We start from the raw sequence: 18,421 nt of genomic DNA, 5'->3' as shown, positions 1-18,421 counted from the left end.
CATGAAAAGACTTTTCTTGTTGGTAAGCCTTTTAGTTTTATCAAAATTCTCGGCTCAGACGTGGGCTACTGAAGATCAGTACATTCAAAAATTCGCTAAATATGCGGTAGAAGAAATGGAGAAGTATAAAATACCCGCATCAATTACACTTGCCCAAGGACTTTTAGAAACAGGTGGAGGACAGAGTAGACTGGCGCTGGAAGGTAAAAACCATTTTGGAATAAAATGTAAAGAGGATTGGACCGGGAAAACGATGAGGCATACCGATGATGCTCCCAATGAATGTTTTCGAGTATATGATGACCCAAGACAATCATATGAAGATCATTCTATATTTTTATCTACTCGAAAGTATTATACGAATCTTTTCAGACTAGATATGAAAGATTATAGGGCTTGGGCCCATGGTTTAAAGAAAGCCGGCTATGCAACAAACCCTCGATATGCTTCTATATTGATTGGTAAAATTGAAAGATATAAACTTTATGAATTTGATAATACAAACTCAAAAGAAGTTTTATATGCGGTATTGAAAATGTATCCCGATCTGAAAAATGATAGGGCTTTCATGGCGCAGCTGGATTCGGATAAATACCCTAAAACGAAAGAGCCGGTTACTCTTACCGTGCCTTATAACCAAACTTCTTATACTCAACAACAAAAAAAAGTTGAAAAAATCAAAACGAGAGCAGAAGTTCTCAATTCTATTATCATTAAGACTCATCCCAATGAAGGCTTGAAATATATCATTATTCCGGAAGATACTAATCTGAAGTTCATTTCAAATAAATTTAAAATAAGTGAAAGTAGATTGATGAGATGGAATGAGCTTGAAAGTGATGTATTAAGAAAAAATGATATTATTTTCCTTGAATCCAAAAATTCCACAGGAAATACCCCAACTTATAGAAGTGAATATGGTGAAAATATGCATGATATAGCACAAAAATTTGGGATTAAATTGCATAAACTATACGTTAAAAATAGGATGGATGATGGACAGAAACCATCCACAGGACAGTTGATTTATTTAATAGATAAAAAACCTCGAAACTAAATTGAGTTGTCAATATCTAGCTAAAAGCTTAAGGCTTAATACTCATAAAGTTGCCTGTTTTAGTTAGAAAATTTCAACGGTCAATTATCAACAAAAAAATATGAAGTACCAAAGAAGTTCAGCTTTATTTGATGAAGCTTATAAGTACATTCCGGGAGGGGTGAATTCTCCGGTTCGTGCATTCAAATCCGTAGGAGGAGTTCCCATTTTTATGAAGTCAGCAAAAGGGGCTTATCTCACGGATGAAGATAATAATACATATATAGATTATATAAATTCTTGGGGGCCGGCTATATTGGGACATACCCATCCGGAAGTTTTAGAAGAATTAAAATTACAAGCAGAAAAAGGCTTTTCTTTTGGGGCTCCAACGGAATTGGAAACCGAAATAGCCAAGTTTATTATAGAAAACGTTCCTAATATTGAACAAATTAGAATGGTTTCTTCTGGCACGGAAGCCTGCATGAGTGCTATCAGGTTGGCAAGAGGGTATACAAAAAGAGATAAAATTATCAAATTTGAAGGGTGCTATCATGGCCATTCGGATTCTTTTTTAATTAAAGCGGGTAGTGGAGCAGCTACTTTTGGAAACCCAAATTCACCAGGTGTAACACAAGGAACTGCTAAAGATACCTTATTGGCTAAATATAATGATTTTGAACAGATTCAAGATCTATTCCGCCATAATCAAGGAGAAATAGCTGCGGTGATTATTGAACCTGTTGCCGGAAATATGGGGTGCGTTCTTCCTGAAAATGACTTTTTACAAAACCTAAGAAAAATCTGTGATGAAAATGGATCTTTATTGATTTTTGATGAAGTAATGACTGGCTTTAGATTGGCTTTCGGGGGTGCTCAGGAACTTTACAATGTGAAAGCGGATTTAGTTACGTATGGTAAAGTAATTGGAGGAGGTCTTCCTGTAGGTGCTTTTGCAGGAAGAAATGAGATTATGGATCATCTGGCACCTAAAGGAGGAGTATATCAAGCAGGAACATTGAGTGGAAATCCTTTGGCCATGAGAGCAGGTTTAAAAACTCTCCAAATCATTAAGAATGATCCGGATTTTTATACCAGAATCAATAAAGCAACTGAAATATTGGATTTTGAAATAGGAAAAATTTTAAATGAAAAAGGAATTGCCCATAAAATCAATAGAAAAGGATCTATGATGTCGGTCTTTTTCCATATCCATAGCGTTTCCAACTTTGATGAAGCCCAAAACGCAAATCATGCTTTGTTCAATAATTTTTTCCATCAGATGTTGACAAATGGAGTATACCTCCCGCCAAGTGGGTATGAAACCTATTTTGTAAGTGATGCAATTAAAGATAGCGAGCTTGATATGACATTAGAAGCTGTAAGAAAATTTGAATATTCTTAAATAGATATAACAAGAACTAAAAATATACCCTCAGAAAATGGTATTCTAAGGGTATATTTTTTATATAGTGTATCTTCATTTTTATAAACCAGACCATCCTATGGCCCATGTTGGAGTCAAAATCCCATTTCCAGCTCCTTTAGCATCTACTTTTTCCGTATATGTATCATTTAATATCGGAACATTGGTACCGGAAGTTGATGTTGCAATAGCTTGTGTGGTAATAGTATCAAACATGACATCTTGAAGTTTTTCTTCTCCATTGAAAAAGCTCACAGAAGCATCACTTTCAATATTGAAACCTGTAGTCCAGTTGGAAAGTACAATATTACTAATGGTAGCATAAGTACCTGTTTGAAGTTTTATAGCATCAGAGTCTCCTGAAGTATCACCAATAAAAGTTACATTTTTAATGGTAGGATTAGATCTTGGTGATGCATCATTATTGCTCGTATTGTTATTGCCTATAATGCCTCTATTTCCAGCTCCATTGGTTCTTCTCTTAGTATAGATATTTGTTGCACTTCCATCCCAGCCTTCCGTCCATGAAAAAGCATTATTTTCGTTACCGACTGACACAATATTGGAAACATTTACTGTTCCTCCAAAGATTTCAATACCATCATCAGATCCATTAATTAGAGCAATATTGGATACATTGGTTTGATTTCCCACTCCAAATAAAGAAAGTCCATTAAATTTATTATTGCTATTATAATTTATTCCCGAATACTCGATTCTTACATAGGTTAAAGCTCCCGAATTATCCGTTTCAGAGGTTCCTCCGTAAGGAACATTTCCAATAGAAGATGTAGAAGATGTTCCAGTATTAATAGGTGCTTTACCGCAAAGAATTAATCCTCCCCAGCTTCCCGAATTGCTATTAGAAGAGGTAAATAATACAGGAGACCCTGCAGTTCCGTTGGCAAATATTTGTCCACCTTGTTCTACAATAATATAAGACGACGCTCCTCCTGTAGCGACTATTCTTGTTCCTGCGGGAATAACTAGTTTGCCTCCGTCTTTGATGGCAATAGTGCCCGTGAGATTGTATACTTTAGTAGGGTCTAGAGTGACTGTTTCTCCATTTGTTACATTACCTTTAAGATTACTCGGATCAACTGCTATACCTACTGGAATTATGGTTTCGACAGAATCATCATCTTTAGTACAAGATTGAATACTGAAGGAACTTACAATAGATAAAGCAATGGCTATATATTTTACATAGTTCTTTTTCATAGTATTATTTACATTTTATTAAGTCTCAACATTAAAATATTATGCCATAAAGAAGTGTGATTAATACCTCAGGTGATATGTATAAATATTTAAAATGTAGACCCATTTTTCAAGGTTCAAATTACCATTTTTATGTTTATTTTCATAATACTAATTAAAAACTTTTGATTAATCCAATTTAATTTTTTTTTAATTATAAGGTCTACAACAAAAACAAAACACCCTCGAAAAGAAGTTTCGAAGGCATTTTTTCAAGATTGAAATTTAGGAATTAATTCCTTTTATTAGTTCATGGCATTAGTTACGTCAAAACTAGTAAGTCCTGTCCATCCTTTAGCCCAATCTGGCAAAGCTGTACCATTTCCGGCACCTGTTGCAGAAGCATTTGTGGTGAATACTCCGGACATATCTGGAGCTGGAGCTTTAGACTTCCAAGGAGTTGTAATATTTACGAATCTTACATTTTTGATATATGAACCACTCGTAAACCAAGTGTAAGTTCTATCTGTTTCGAAATCTAAACCAGTTGAGAAATTAGCCAGAACCAGATTATCAAATTTCCCTTGGGAACCTGCTCTGATTTTTAAAGCTTGTGATTCTGAACCGGCAGTATTTCCTAAGAAAGTAGCGTTATTGATTGTAGGGTTAGAAGCTCCGTTTCCATTGGTTGTATTGGGTTCTAAATCTTGAGTATCTGCTTCGATACCTCTGTTTCCTGGTTCAGCAGCATTTTGATATTCCTTTTTTCTAGCAGCATACAAATAGTTGACGGTTCCATTATAGCCTTCTGTCCAGTCAAAAGAATCATCACCAACACCTGTTACCACAATGTGATCTAAATTTACATTTCCTCCGAAACATTCTACACCATCATCAGCACCATCAGTTACATACACATAAGAAACTGTAGTACCACTTCCTACTCCAAATAAGGATAATCCATTGAATTCTTTTTCAGGATTATATTTAAATCCACTATTTTTAATGACAACATATTTGATAGAACCTGAATTATCTGCTGTGTTTGTTCCTCCATAAATTAATTCCCCCAGTTCTGAAGTTGAAGTTCCGGAAGCACTTCTGTTCGATGGAGCATTACCTAATACAACTAAACCTCCCCAGTGACCTTGTTTATTTTGAGTACCTTCAAATACCACCGGATTAGTAGCTGTACCATTAATGAAAATTTTACCCCCTCTTTCAACAATTAAATAAATAGCACCTTCACTCGCTACTACTTTAGTTCCTGCGGGAATAACAAGGGTTGCTCCATTTTCCACGGAAAGTTTTCCCGTAAGACGATATTCTTTAGTTGGATCTAAAGTTAGGGTAGTTCCAGCTGCGATTTTTCCTTGAAAATTAGTTGGATCTAATGTTGATACGCTCTCTTCTGTGTCATCAGAACTACTACAAGAAATGGCAGTTGATGAGAATGCTGCGACTAATGAAAAACAAAGAAATGCTCTTAAAATTGTTTTTTTCATGACTAATAACGGTTTTATTATTATTTATTTTTTTAAAATTTATATGATACGTTGAATCCAATTTGACGACCTTTCGTATAATCTCTATGAATAAAGGTACCCGATTGATTGATCTGTTCTATTTTGTAATGAGGATTGATTAAATTTTTGGCATTAATACCAATACTTATGTTTTTTAAAGTAACATTTACATTAGCATCAAGTATTTCACGGGCTTTGTCATAAAAATTCCCTGTGTTGTTAGTACCCAATGCGAATAGACTTTTTCCGATATGAGAATAAGAGACTACAAAATCTACACTATTATCCGTACTCCATTTATAATTATATCCTAGATTTATATTGGCTAAAAGATCGGCAACTCCTTGTATATCGTCTTTAGTTTGTCCACTAAATTGTGCTACCATGCCGTCGTTTTCCTTTGCTAATGTAGCCTCATCTTTTAATTCTTGTTGAGAATGCATATAGGTGGCATTAAGGAACGTGTAGATTTTAGAATCATTCCATTTGTACAAATCTTTTCTATATTCTAGCTCAGCTCCAAATATATACCCCCAGTTTGCTAAGTTAAAATACGTCATGTCACTTGGTGCAGAAGTAGAGTAGGTGGTTCTTGCGATTGGATTTTGAATATATTTTCCAAATGCAGTAACCGATAATATTTCACCTGATTTTGGAAACAACTCCCATTTTAAATCAAGGTTATAATTGTCTGATGGATAAAGATTTTTATTACCATATACATTACTTGTTACATCATAATAAGCGATAGGGATAATTTCTTTTGGCTGTGGTAAGGTATACGTTTTTGAGAATGATAGCCTAAGATTTTGTTTATCATTGATGCTATATTTGGCATTCAATGCAGGAAGAAATTTATTGTACTGTTTGTTTTTCTTTCCTTCAGTTCCCCCACCTAAAGGGTCTTTCCAACGAGATTTTATATCAATATAATCAAAACGAGCGCCTACTTGAACGATGAACCTTTCCGAAAGATTAAGATCAATATTAGCAAAACCAGACTGGATATTTTGTTTCACAGTATAGTAAAAAGGAATAAATAGTTTGTCTCCAGTCTGGAATGTTTGATAGCTAAATAAACTATTGTTATTGGCATTGATGAAGCCGTCAATATTATCAGGATCTACCGGATTAATGAAATTAAAATTCATTCCAATAGTTGTATTATCGAATTTACGATCTTTATATTGTCCGTCATAACCTACTACTACTTTGAACTTGTCAAAATTCTTGGTAAGGTAAGCATGTCCTAGCAATGTATTGTCTTTAAGCTCGTCAAAGTATCTGTGATTATTAATCGCGCTTCCTGCAAGTAAATTAAAGTTTTCAGCATCAATCGTATTTTGAAGACGATCCGGTCTCTTGCTATTAAGCATGTTATACCCTAAAGCCCAGTCCGCATTCCAAGTTTCCCCCAATTTATGAGTACCAAATAATTGATTGATCCAAGTACTGGTAATCTTGTTATCCCCTCTATTGATAATAACATTTCTATCCACATCATAAGTGTATCCATTAAATTTTCTGATCGTCTGATCTGAAGAGTGAATATAATTAGATGTAAAATTAATCTTATTATGATTATTGATTTTATATCCTAAATTAATTAAAGCTGTTGTATTGGTTTTATAATTGTAACGTTGAACAGCAAAATCTTTAATAGGTCTTCCTTCACTAGCCGTAAAAAAGCCTTCTCTTCCTTCACTATATTCGTACGCATTATCAAATCCTGCATATCCAAAAATTGAAAGCTTCCCGAACGTAGCCCCCCCTTCTATATTCATATCTGAGCTAAAAGGATTTTCGGCATTTTTGAAATTCCATTTTGTAGTAAAAGGGTATGTTTGATAAGGATTTCCTTTAATAAAACTCGCTTCTTTAAATCCAAAAAAGCCAGGGCCTCCATCTTGTAGTTTGAAATCTTTTTTATTATAAGTTTGCATGTTGATACTACTTCCAATGCCAATTTTAAAATAAGGCTTTCCTGAGTGCTCTTTAGAAACAATGTTGATACTGGCTCCTCCAAAATCACCAAGAAGTTTTGGGTTGTATACTTTATCCAAAGAAATATATTCAACCATAGAAGTTTTAAATATCTCCAGGTTTATATTTTTCAGTTCAGGATCGTCAGATGGAATAGGTAAACCATTCAAAGTAGTTCCATTATAGCGATCTCCTAGACCTCTCACAAAAATTTGTCCACTCCCTTCCTGTTTTTGAGTCCCGGATGCTTTTGTTACGGCTGTTGCAGCATCACTTACACCTTGCTTAGAAAGCTGTACGGATCCTACTCTTTCAATAACTTCAACCGATTTTTTTTGCAGGTTTATAAGATTTGCTTCAGTTCCTTTTTTCGTAGATCCTTTAATAATGACTCCTTCAATTTTTTTCTCATTCTTGATGGAATCTTTTTTGATCTCCTGGGCGTAAATTACAGTTCCTGATGTTGTTAAAAACAAAACTGCGATATTCAGTTTTCTAAAATTCATTTCTTTTTACTATATTCTTTCGCTGCAAAGGAAGAAAAGATTATTAAGGTAAATGGTTTATTAAAATTTAATTAATTTTTAATAAAATATTAAGAAATAAGGATTATTGTTAACTTTATGTAAACGATGAACGTTTTGTTAATCTGTGATTTAAAAATGATTAACTTTGAATCAGCAAAAAACGAACATGAATCAAAAGAAAATACTCTTAATAGATGATGAGCTGGATATTTTAGAGATACTGTCTTATAATTTAGAAAAAGAAGGCTATGATATTTATACTGCTACCAATGGCAATGAAGGTATAGATAAAGCTAAAGAAATTATCCCTGATCTTATATTATTAGATGTCATGATGCCAGAAAAAGATGGCATTGAAACTTGCCAAGAATTACGTAAAGTAAAAGAACTTCAAAAGACCCTTATTGTTTTTCTTTCGGCAAGGAGTGAAGAGTTTTCACAGTTGGCGGGGTTTCAAGCTGGAGCAAACGACTATATTGTGAAGTTGATCAAACCTAAAATTTTGATATCTAAAGTGAACGCTTTATTGCAATTAACTTCTCAGGTTTCTGATAATAGTAAATTAATAGAAATAGGAGATTTAGTGATTGATAAAGATAATTTTAGAGTTTCAAAAAATGACCAACAATTTTTACTTCCTAAAAAAGAATTTGATTTGCTTTATCTTTTAGCCTCAAATACAGAAAAAGTGTTCAAAAGAGAAGAAATTCTTGAGAAAGTTTGGGGTAATGACGTGATAGTAGGAGAGAGAACAATCGATGTTCATATTAGAAGACTAAGAGAAAAATTGGGAATCAATACAATCCAGACACTAAAAGGAATCGGGTATAAACTTATTGTTTAGCACTAAAGTTCCTCACTATTAACCTATTAAATCTTTGTAAAATTGAAATTTTACAGACTTACTCTCGTTGCCTCTTGTCTCTTGACAATGCTAATGCTTCTTTTGGTGATCATTTTTGATTCACTAAAGGAGATTTATTATCAAACCCCTTTCTTTAAAGTTGGCTTTTTGGTTTGTCTCATTTTTATTTTTATCATTAATTGTGTGGTGTTGGAATTGCTTTTTAATTATTATGGAAAAAAGCAAGTACGCGGAATTTCTCAGATTTTACCGCAGAAAATAGTTCATAGCCAAGATGAAAATATTACCATTAGGGAATTGGGAGAACGTTTCTCGGATCTTAATCAGCAACAAATGACTGAGATTGATATGATGAAACAAATGGAAGGGTATCGTAAAGAATATATTGGAAATATTTCGCATGAGCTTAAAACTCCATTATTTTCAATTCAAGGATATGTAGAAACATTGAGAGATGGAGGAGTCGAAAATCTGGCTATCCGCGATAAATATTTGGAGAGAGTGGATAAATCTCTTGAGAGACTTATTGCTATTGTTACAGATCTTGATATGATCAATCGACTTGAGGCGGGAGAAATTAATCTTACTATTTCCAAGTTTGACGTAAACCTATTGATTAAAGAAATATTTGACCTTCTTGATCTTGAAGCTGTAAAGCACAATACGGTATTACAACTTCATACTTTACATCCCCAAATATTTGTAGAAGCAGATAAACAGAAGATATCACAAGTATTTATCAATTTATTATCTAATGCTATTCATTATGCAAATAGGCAAGAAGCAAAAGTGATAGTAAAAACAAGTATTCTGAAAAATAAAGTATTGGTAGAAGTAATAGACAATGGAATGGGGATAAAATCTGAAATTTTACCTAGGATTTTTGAAAGATTTTATCGTGTGGAAACCAGTAGAAGTAGAAGAGAAGGTGGTTCGGGACTAGGTTTGGCCATCGTAAAACATATTTTAGAAGCTCATAATGAAAATATTACGGTAGAAAGTGTTTATCTGGAGGGGACTAAATTTAGTTTCATGTTGGAGAAAAGCAGATAATTTTTGGCAAAATGTAAGGAAAAAAAATATTTTAAAAAATAATGAAATATTTTTTTGTCACATCTCATTTATTATATATTTGCAACAGAGATTATCATAAACATAAACGCAAAAAAAGTAATTGAAGAACTGATATGGTTTATAAGGTCCGCGTAATATTAGATGCGAAAGAGAATATTTTCCGTGACATTGAAGTAAAAGGAAAGCAAACACTATGGAACCTACATTTAGGAATTAAAAGTGCTTTTAGCCTACAAGGTGATGAGCTTTCAACTTTTAATTTATTGGAAGAAGATGGGACGATAGTAAAAAGTGTTCCCCTTGAAGATATGAGCGATGACGGAGATGGAGAAATTATGTCGGATGTATATATTGATGAAGCTTTCCAGAGCAAGGGCGATAAAGCCCAATTTCAATATGGATTACTCGACCTTTGGGAATTTTTCTGTGAATTGGTTGAAGTTATCGAAGAAACTAAGGGGGTAAACTATCCAATTACGGTCTATAGATTTGGAAATGTTCCTTTAAAGGCTCCTAGTAAAAATGGAAGTACAGGAGGTTCAAAGAAAAAATCGGCAATGCCTTTAATGGATGATGACTTTAGTTTCGATGATGATTTCGGAGGTAATGCTAACTTCTCAGACGAAGATGATAATTTTGATGATGAGGAGGAAGAAGATTATAATGATGATGTTTTCGATGATGAAGATGATAATGAAGAAAGATAGAGAATGATATATACAATAAAGGAGCCCGTTTATAATAAAACGGGCTCCTTTATTATTTAGAAGATTAAGTCGTATATTTTTTTAATATTTTATAGTAAATGTTGTGTATTTTATTCTATTTTAATCGTTAAATTTTTATTTTTGTTAAAAGCAGATTAATGAAAAAATTAATTTTATTAGCTATACTTGTTCTGGGAATTATTTCTTGCAGCAAATCAAATATAAAAAGTACTATGGAATTACCCAACGAATGGAAACATACAACCAATATTTACGAAGTAAACGTACGGCAATATACACAAGAGGGAACTTTTAAAGCTTTTGAAAAAGAAATGCCTCGATTAAAATCAATGGGTATTAAAACTCTTTGGTTTATGCCCATAACTCCGATTGCTCAGGAAAACAAAAAAGGGAGTTTAGGAAGTCCATATGCTGCTGCGGATTATACATCTGTTAATCCTGAATTGGGTACATTAGACGACTTTAAACACCTAGTCAAAGAAGCTCATAAATCAGGGTTTAAAGTAATTATTGATTGGGTGGCAAATCATACAGGATGGGACCATGTTTGGACAAAGCAACATCCTGAATTTTATCTTAAAGATCCGGATGGCCAATTTCATAAAGCTTCTGGTATGGATGATATTATTGAATTGGATTACAAAAATCAAGAGATGAGAATGAAGATGATTGAAGCAATGAAATTTTGGGTCAGAGAAGCAGATATTGATGGGTTTAGATGTGACCTCGCTGCTTGGGTGGAGGTTGATTTTTGGGAGCAAGCAAGACCTCAAGTTGAAATATTAAAACCGCTTTTTTGGCTAGGAGAATATGATGAATTAGAAAATCCTGAATATGGAAAAGTATTTGATGCAAGCTATTCATGGAGATGGATGCATAAATCTGCTGATTATTACAAAAATAATGAATCACTTCAGGGGTTGAAAGATTTATTGATGGACTATTCCAATATTGGGGATACATCAATGAGGGCTTGGTTTACAACAAATCATGACGAAAATTCTTGGAATGGAACAGAATATGAAAAGTATGGAGTAATAACTAAACCAATGGCTGTATTTTCGATTACCTGGAATGGAGTTCCATTATTATATTCAGGGCAAGAACTTCCAAATTTGAAAAGGTTGGAATTTTTTGAAAAAGATCCTATAGAATGGGGAAATGCTTACCAAGTTGCAGATTTCTATAAGACATTACTGAATTTAAAAGAATCAAATCCGGCCTTAAGGGGAGGTGATACAAAGGCCAAAACTTATTTTCTGAATACTACGGCGAATGATAAAATTCTTGCATACATAAGAAAAAACGGGAAGAATGAAGTGCTGGTTGTCTTGAATATGTCAAAAGACCCTGTGAATTTTACGATTCAAGATGAAAATCTTTCGGGTACATTTAGAGAGGCTTTTAGTCATACAAACAGAAATTTTGATACCGGAAAAGAATTTCATTTCAACATATCAGACTTTGTAGTATTCGAGAAATAAAATTTATATTTTTATGGGTAGCAAAAATAAGGATATACTATTATCTGTTTTCAATAGTGGTGATGAATATGATTTTTGCTTGAAAATTATAGAGACATGAATAAACAAGAAATATTGCAGATGGTAAGCATGAAAATTGCTGATAAAATTCAAAATTTTGAAAAGCTTATAGAAGAAACTAGAGATTCGAATAATGATACTAAAAGTTCTATGGGAGATAAGTATGAAACAGGACGTGAAATGCTCCAACAAGAGATTAATAATTTGCAAAGACAATTAAATGAAGCTTTACAGCAGCAGAATTTAATAAAAAAGATGAACCCTACTCATTCTTTAAAAGTATCCAATGGAGCGTTGGTGAAAACCAATAAAGGAATCTTTTATATTTCTGTTTCTATGGGGGAAATTATATTTGATAATCAAAAAATTATGACGATTTCTGCAGATTCTCCCTTGGCGAAAGTAATGATGGGGCTGAAGGTTGATCAGCAGTTTATGATTAATAGTACAAATCAAAGTATCGAAAATATTTGGTAAAATTATAATTATATTATTTGATGTATAAAATAATTTGATTCCTTAACTTTGGACTTTAAAATTACTCTTCAAATGCAAAATTATTTAGATCTTTTACAGCACATTATTGATAATGGGACTGACAAAACAGATAGAACGGGGACAGGAACAAGAAGTGTTTTTGGATATCAGCTAAGATATGATTTATCAAAAGGTTTTCCTTTAGTGACAACCAAAAAAGTGCATTTGAAGTCTATTATTTATGAGTTGTTATGGTTCTTGAAAGGAGATACTAATATTCAATATTTAAAAGATAATGGAGTCTCAATTTGGGATGAATGGGCAGATGAAAAGGGAGATCTTGGGCCGGTCTATGGAGCTCAGTGGAGAAGTTGGAATGGAGCAGATGGGAAAGTGGTTGATCAGATTACAGAAGTTATTGATCAAATCCGGAAAAATCCGGATTCCAGAAGATTGATTGTATCCGCATGGAATGTAGCTGAAATTCCTAATATGGCATTGGCACCTTGTCATGCATTATTTCAATTTTATGTAGCCGATGGAAAGTTATCTCTCCAGCTATATCAGAGAAGTGCTGATGTTTTTCTAGGAGTACCATTTAATATTGCAAGCTATGCTCTTTTATTAATGATGGTGGCTCAGGTTTGTGATTTACAAGTAGGTGACTATATTCATAGTTTTGGAGATGTTCATATCTATAATAATCATGTTGAACAAGTAAGAACTCAGCTTTCAAGGACTCCTAGGCCATTACCCTCAATACAATTAAATTCTGAAATCAAAGATATTTTTGATTTTAATTTTGAAGATTTTGTTCTTGAAAATTATGATCCTTATCCAGGGATCAAGGCTCCTGTAGCAATATAGTTTTTTATATGTTGGGCTTATTGTATATAAGTTCTCTGGTTGTCATTTTACTTGTTTAATAAAATAGTAATCTATTATTCAAAAATATTTTGTTTGTCTATTTTTATCAATGTAAGTTATTTAGAATGCAAAAATAACTATACATATTCATAGGAAAATAGAATCTTAAAATTGGAAATAAAAACATAGATGAAAGAAAAATCAAGCAATATTTATTTAAAATTTTTAAATATTCTCATAGTTATTTATAGTTTTTATATATGCTTTACAATTTTTAAAAATAAGGTGTTATTAGCTGATGATCTAAGTCAGGTTTATGAATCAAAAAATATTTCAGAGTCTTATTTTAAATATATTCATACTTTTCTAGATTCTTATACTATGGCTTCCAGGCCTATATCAGGTTTTGTGTCTGGGACTTTAGTGTTTTTTTCAAAGTATAATGAAAATATTTATTTTCTAGGATTGTTTTTTTTTCTACTATCCTTGCTGACAATATATATGGTCATACAAAAAATCTTGTCAAAGGAACTTGCAAGCTTAGTTACGCTACTATATATATGCTCTTTATTGGGGACAAGTATTCAGTTTTCTCCCATCATGTTAAACTCAAATTTAGCAACCATTTTCTTTTCGTTGAGTATTTTTTATCTCTATTTTCATGAAAAAATATTTATCAGCTCATTATTTTTTATTGCTTCAGTATTAAGTTATGAAATCTTTTTTCCATTGTGTTTGCTGCATGTTTTTTTATTAAAAGATAATAGAAAAAGAATTTTGTTTTTAGTTGTAACATTAGGTGCCATCATTGTGTTTCGAAAAGTTATTCAGCCTATTGTCTTTGTACATTCATATCAGAGAGATGATATAAGTAAGATCCTTGATTTTAATAGAGTAATATTTGTTGGGATATGTTCTGTGAAGTTATTTTTTAAAGATATTTTTGTAGGAATTTACAAAAGTCTTTTAAACTTTAAGAGATTATTCTTTTTAGAATTAATATTGGCTTTACTTATATCTTTAACTATTTACCAAACATTCCGTCATTATAATTTTAGACATAAACTACAGTTTTTAGAAAAAATTTGTATGATTTCATTTATTTCAACCTTGGTAGGTTTAAGTGTGTTTACTGTTTCGTCATATATTCCCACAGTTTTTGGATTTGACAATAGGAATCTAGGCGCTGTCCGACTTTTTTATACGGTATTTGTGAGCACAGGTCTTATCTATCTATTTATAAAAATCAAACTACGAAATCAAACGATTAGTATAGTGTTGGCAAGCATTACTTTTATTCTCGTTACTACAAATATCAATATTAAAAACTCTTGGATTTATGCACATAACTATAACAATGAATTGTTTGGTAAATTGAAGCTTGCATTAAAAAAAGATCATATTACAGAGGGAGTGGTTTGTATAGATAATGATATATTTAATGAGTTGAGTACAAATTCTAATCTAATCTTTAAAGAATCAATTTTTTATAATAACTGGGAGGGTCCTATGTTGTGTGAAATGAATGGATTGGATTCAAGGAAAATTCATGTTTATAATAGAGATAAGAATATAGATTGTTCCACGATATTTCTCTATAAAAATGGATTAATTACAAAAGTAAAATAATAACATATTTTTTTATCTAATAGTTGTTCAGATAAATTATTTTGTAACGATTTTTCTAATCTTACGACTTACTTAGGGTGATTTATAAGGGAGGAAAATAGACATGCTAATTTAAATCACATGATATTGAAATATTAATAAAAATAATTCTAAAAATAATGGAAAGTCAAGGATATTTCATATAAATCCATTGATTGTTATTCTGCTTTAAAATTTAAAATAATTAGAGATTAATGAAAAAGGCTATTTTATCAATTGCTATACTAGGAATTTTATTTTCTACTCCTATATCAGCACAAACCGAAACTTCCGGAAGAGAAAAAGTATATAGGGCTACTCATACCAAAATAACTGAATTAAAGCATACAAAACTAAAAGTTAATTTTGATTATCAGAAGGAACAGATGAATGGAGAAGAGTGGTTAACAGCTTCTTCTTACTTTTATCCCTCAAATGAGCTAACTCTTGACGCCAAAGCGATGCTGATTCATGAAGTAGCATTAGATAACAATGGAAAAAAGAGTCCTTTAAAATATGATTATAAGGATGATGTTTTAAAAATTACTTTAGATAAAGTATATCAAAAAAATCAAGATTTTACTGTATATATCAAATATACTGCTCGTCCCAACGAAGTAAAGCAAAAAGGAAGCGAAGCGATTAATGATGCTAAAGGATTGTATTTTATCAATGCACAAGGGAAATTACCTGATATTCCTACTCAAATATGGACACAAGGGGAGACAGAATCTTCTTCTGCATGGTTCCCTACCATTGATAAACCCAACCAAAAAACTACTCAGGAAATTTATATGACAGTTCCTGATAAATATGTAACCCTTTCTAATGGTGTGTTGAAAGATTCTAGTAAGGAAACGGATGGTTTAAGAACTGATCATTGGGTAATGGATAAAAGACATTCTCCTTATCTTTTCTTTATGGGAGTAGGAGAATATGCTATTGTTAAAGATAAATGGAAAAATGTTCCTGTAGAATATTACATTGAAAAAGAGTATGAGCCCTATGTTAAACAAATCTATGGGAATACTCCTGAAATGATTGACTTTTTTTCTAAGAAGTTGAACTATGATTTTCCTTGGGCAAAATATGCACAAATTTCGGGAAGAGATTATGTAAGTGGTGCCATGGAAAATACGACAGCAACTCTTCATGGAAGTGATATCTTGCAAAAACCAGGACAGTTAGTCGATGAAAATAAATGGGAAGATACGATCGCTCATGAATTATTCCATCATTGGTTTGGTGATTTGGTAACAGCAGAGAGTTGGAGTAATTTGACGGTAAACGAATCTTTTGCCAATTATTCTGAATATCTTTGGAATGAATATAAATATGGAAAAGATCAAGCAGATTATCATCAGATGACTGATGTTGATATGTATATTCACGACCCTAATGATTTCAAGAAGAACCTTGTAAGGTTCACTTATGACTCTCGGGAAGATGTTTTTGATCTTGTTACTTATCAGAAAGGTGGAGGAATTCTTCATATGTTAAGAAACTACTTAGGAGACGAAGCATTTTTTGCAGGAATGACAGATTATTTAAAAACGAATGAATATCAAAATGCAGAAGCTCATCAATTGAGATTATCATTTGAAAAGGTTTCAGGTAAAGATTTGAATTGGTTTTTTAATCAATGGTATTTTGGAAGTGGAAATCCAAAAATTGATTACTCTTACACTTTTGAACCTGTTAAAAAGCAAGTGATGGTTACGATTAATCAAACACAAGAACTTCCATTCGAATTTCCTTTGGCTATTGATGTTTACGACAATGGAAAGCCGAAACGATATACGGTTTGGGTGAATGCTGAGTCAAAAAATACATTTAATTTTGAGACATCTAAAAATCCTGATCTCATTAATATTAATGCAGATGGTGTTTTGTTAGCAGATATTACTGGATCGAAGACTCCTGAGCAGAATTTGATGCAATATATAGGATCCAAAGAATTTAAAAGCAGATATAATGCTTTATCTGATGTGAAAGATCAATTGGGGAAAAATCCGACGGCTATCAAACTACTGGCTGTAGCTTTAAAAGATCCATTTTTTAGACTAAGGATAGAAGCGTTACAATTGATGGATCTTTCCAACCCTGATCAAATGAAAATGTTAGGTGCTGAGGTTGAAAAACTAGCTGGAAATGATCCTAAAACACTTGTCCAGGCAGCGGCAATTTCGGCTTTGGCAAAAACAAAAGATAAAAAATATAGTTCAATTTTTGAAAAAGGTATGGGCTCTATTTCGAATGCAGTAAAGATAAATTCCATAGCGGCAATCATAGATATGGATCCTTCCAAAGAAAAAATGCTAAGCGATAAAATAGACCTTGATGGAGCGTCTGACAGTATAATCGAAAAAATGCTACCTATTGTAGTTCGAAATAAAGTGAATTCACAAATGGCAAATATTGCTAAGCTTGTTGCTTTTTATCCATTTCTAAAGTTTCAGAATCCTGAATTAGGAAAAGCTGCTGAAGAGGGATATAACTTGATTATGACTTCAGACAATCTGAACGCTACAGAAAATATAACCAAAGTGTTAAGTCAAGCAAAAGGTCAAATGGGAAATAATCCACAAGTTAATATGATGATTTCTCAAATGTTGAAAGATGGACTGAATAAAAAAATGGGACTTCTTAAGCAAAACCCACAAAATGCAGAAAGTATTAATAGACAAATTGATGCGTTGAATAAATCAATTGAAAATTTTAAATAAATGAAAAGAGGCTTTTTTAAAAAGCCTCTTTTTTGCATATAATTACTCTTTCATTTTCAGCAAATCCATGATAGGAATCTTTTGTGAAAGTTTTAACCTGAGTTACAAAGCCTGTTTTTTCTAGCCTTTCAACTAAGTTTTCGACTGAATAAACTCTTACATGATCTTCTTGACCAAAATGTTTAAGACGTTCTTCAGGTGTTCTTATCGTCGAATCTTCGTATGTATGTCCATCTTTAAAAGGAGTTTGAATCAATAAAGAACCATCGACCTTCAAAACACGGTATAGTTCACTCATGGCACGATGATCCTCTTCTATATGTTCCAAAATATGATAACATACAATTAAATCAAAAGTTTCAGACTCGGTATCTATTTGAGTGATATCAAAATGATAATCAGCTAAAAATTCATCTTCATAATCGGTAGAAAAATATTGGATGTTTTTTCTTTTTTTAAGCTTTCGAAAGATTGATCTTGATGGAGAAAAGTCTAGAAATTTTACATTATCTTTTAGATACTCATCATGTAAAATTTTATATAATCTCCGAGATCTAGGTAAACTTCCACAGATAGGACAAAGAAGATTTCCATTTTTTAATATAATAAAACTCTTAAGCTTTGAATGGCAAATATTACATTCGTAATGACTTCCTTTATAAAGAGGATAAAGCAATTTTCTGAAAAGCATTTCATTTTCAAAAAGAAACTTTTGAGGAAGAATTTTTCTAATAATGTTTTTGGCAATAGAATACATGAGTATTGCAATTTAACAATAGTAAACGAAATATTCGT

The 18,421-nt window shown here is 32.3% G+C and carries 14 protein-coding genes; 10 read left to right on the top strand and 4 right to left on the bottom strand.

Translation table 11 applies throughout. The annotated features are described in order from the left end of the window. Position 1 precedes the first annotated feature (1 nt). Entirely contained in the window at positions 2–1,057 is a 1,056-nt protein-coding gene (locus tag CHRY9293_RS13055; protein ID WP_162033382.1) for a glucosaminidase domain-containing protein, read from the top strand. Positions 1,058–1,157: 100 nt separating this feature from the next. Next, positions 1,158–2,441: a glutamate-1-semialdehyde 2,1-aminomutase gene (gene hemL / locus CHRY9293_RS13050; RefSeq protein WP_162033381.1), complete on the top strand. Its 1,284-nt coding sequence runs from the start codon at positions 1,158–1,160 to the stop codon at positions 2,439–2,441. An 81-nt stretch (positions 2,442–2,522) separates the two neighbouring features. Here hemL and CHRY9293_RS13045 read toward each other — a convergent pair whose 3' ends face one another. From CHRY9293_RS13045 to CHRY9293_RS13035, 3 genes are all read right to left on the bottom strand, one after another. After that, complete coding sequence (locus tag CHRY9293_RS13045) at positions 2,523–3,683, bottom strand: hypothetical protein (RefSeq protein ID WP_162033380.1); 1,161 nt, start codon at positions 3,681–3,683, stop codon at positions 2,523–2,525. A 284-nt stretch (positions 3,684–3,967) separates the two neighbouring features. Next, positions 3,968–5,167, bottom strand: a complete 1,200-nt coding sequence (locus CHRY9293_RS13040; RefSeq protein WP_162033379.1) for a hypothetical protein — start codon at positions 5,165–5,167, stop codon at positions 3,968–3,970. Positions 5,168–5,199: 32 nt separating this feature from the next. Further along, positions 5,200–7,677: a TonB-dependent receptor domain-containing protein gene (locus CHRY9293_RS13035; protein ID WP_162033378.1), complete on the bottom strand. Its 2,478-nt coding sequence runs from the start codon at positions 7,675–7,677 to the stop codon at positions 5,200–5,202. A 187-nt stretch (positions 7,678–7,864) separates the two neighbouring features. Between CHRY9293_RS13035 and CHRY9293_RS13030 the strand changes: the two genes are divergently transcribed. From CHRY9293_RS13030 to CHRY9293_RS12995, 8 genes are all read left to right on the top strand, one after another. Then, positions 7,865–8,542 carry a response regulator transcription factor gene (locus tag CHRY9293_RS13030; protein WP_122546570.1) on the top strand — a complete coding sequence of 226 codons (678 nt, stop codon included), beginning with the start codon at positions 7,865–7,867 and terminating at the stop codon, positions 8,540–8,542. Positions 8,543–8,584: 42 nt separating this feature from the next. Next, positions 8,585–9,616 (top strand): sensor histidine kinase, encoded by a 1,032-nt coding sequence (locus CHRY9293_RS13025; protein WP_162033377.1) that lies wholly within the window; start codon positions 8,585–8,587, stop codon positions 9,614–9,616. A 134-nt stretch (positions 9,617–9,750) separates the two neighbouring features. Beyond that, positions 9,751–10,344, top strand: a complete 594-nt coding sequence (locus CHRY9293_RS13020) for an IS1096 element passenger TnpR family protein (protein WP_162033376.1) — start codon at positions 9,751–9,753, stop codon at positions 10,342–10,344. 158 nt (positions 10,345–10,502) lie between these two features. Further along, positions 10,503–11,849 carry an alpha-amylase family glycosyl hydrolase gene (locus CHRY9293_RS13015; RefSeq protein ID WP_162033375.1) on the top strand — a complete coding sequence of 449 codons (1,347 nt, stop codon included), beginning with the start codon at positions 10,503–10,505 and terminating at the stop codon, positions 11,847–11,849. 96 nt (positions 11,850–11,945) lie between these two features. Further along, the gene (locus CHRY9293_RS13010; protein WP_162033374.1) at positions 11,946–12,386 is read left to right on the top strand and encodes a hypothetical protein; all 441 of its coding nucleotides are present in this window, start codon (positions 11,946–11,948) and stop codon (positions 12,384–12,386) included. A gap of 72 nt (positions 12,387–12,458) precedes the next feature. Continuing rightward, the gene (locus tag CHRY9293_RS13005; protein ID WP_162033373.1) at positions 12,459–13,253 is read left to right on the top strand and encodes a thymidylate synthase; all 795 of its coding nucleotides are present in this window, start codon (positions 12,459–12,461) and stop codon (positions 13,251–13,253) included. Between the two features lie 1,089 nt (positions 13,254–14,342). Continuing rightward, positions 14,343–14,882, top strand: a complete 540-nt coding sequence (locus tag CHRY9293_RS13000; RefSeq protein WP_162033372.1) for a hypothetical protein — start codon at positions 14,343–14,345, stop codon at positions 14,880–14,882. A gap of 233 nt (positions 14,883–15,115) precedes the next feature. After that, a complete protein-coding gene (locus CHRY9293_RS12995; RefSeq protein ID WP_162033371.1) occupies positions 15,116–17,626 on the top strand; it encodes a M1 family metallopeptidase in 2,511 nt (836 codons plus the stop codon). 16 nt (positions 17,627–17,642) lie between these two features. Here CHRY9293_RS12995 and CHRY9293_RS12990 read toward each other — a convergent pair whose 3' ends face one another. Beyond that, positions 17,643–18,383, bottom strand: a complete 741-nt coding sequence (locus CHRY9293_RS12990) for a class I SAM-dependent methyltransferase (RefSeq protein ID WP_162033370.1) — start codon at positions 18,381–18,383, stop codon at positions 17,643–17,645. Positions 18,384–18,421 lie beyond the last annotated feature (38 nt).

Origin of the sequence: Chryseobacterium potabilaquae, assembly GCF_902728265.1 — a bacterium.
Taxonomy (GTDB): Bacteria; Bacteroidota; Bacteroidia; order Flavobacteriales; family Weeksellaceae; genus Chryseobacterium; species Chryseobacterium potabilaquae.
The sequence above is the reverse complement of the archived record's forward strand: the minus strand, read 5'-3'. Positions and strand labels throughout refer to the sequence as shown.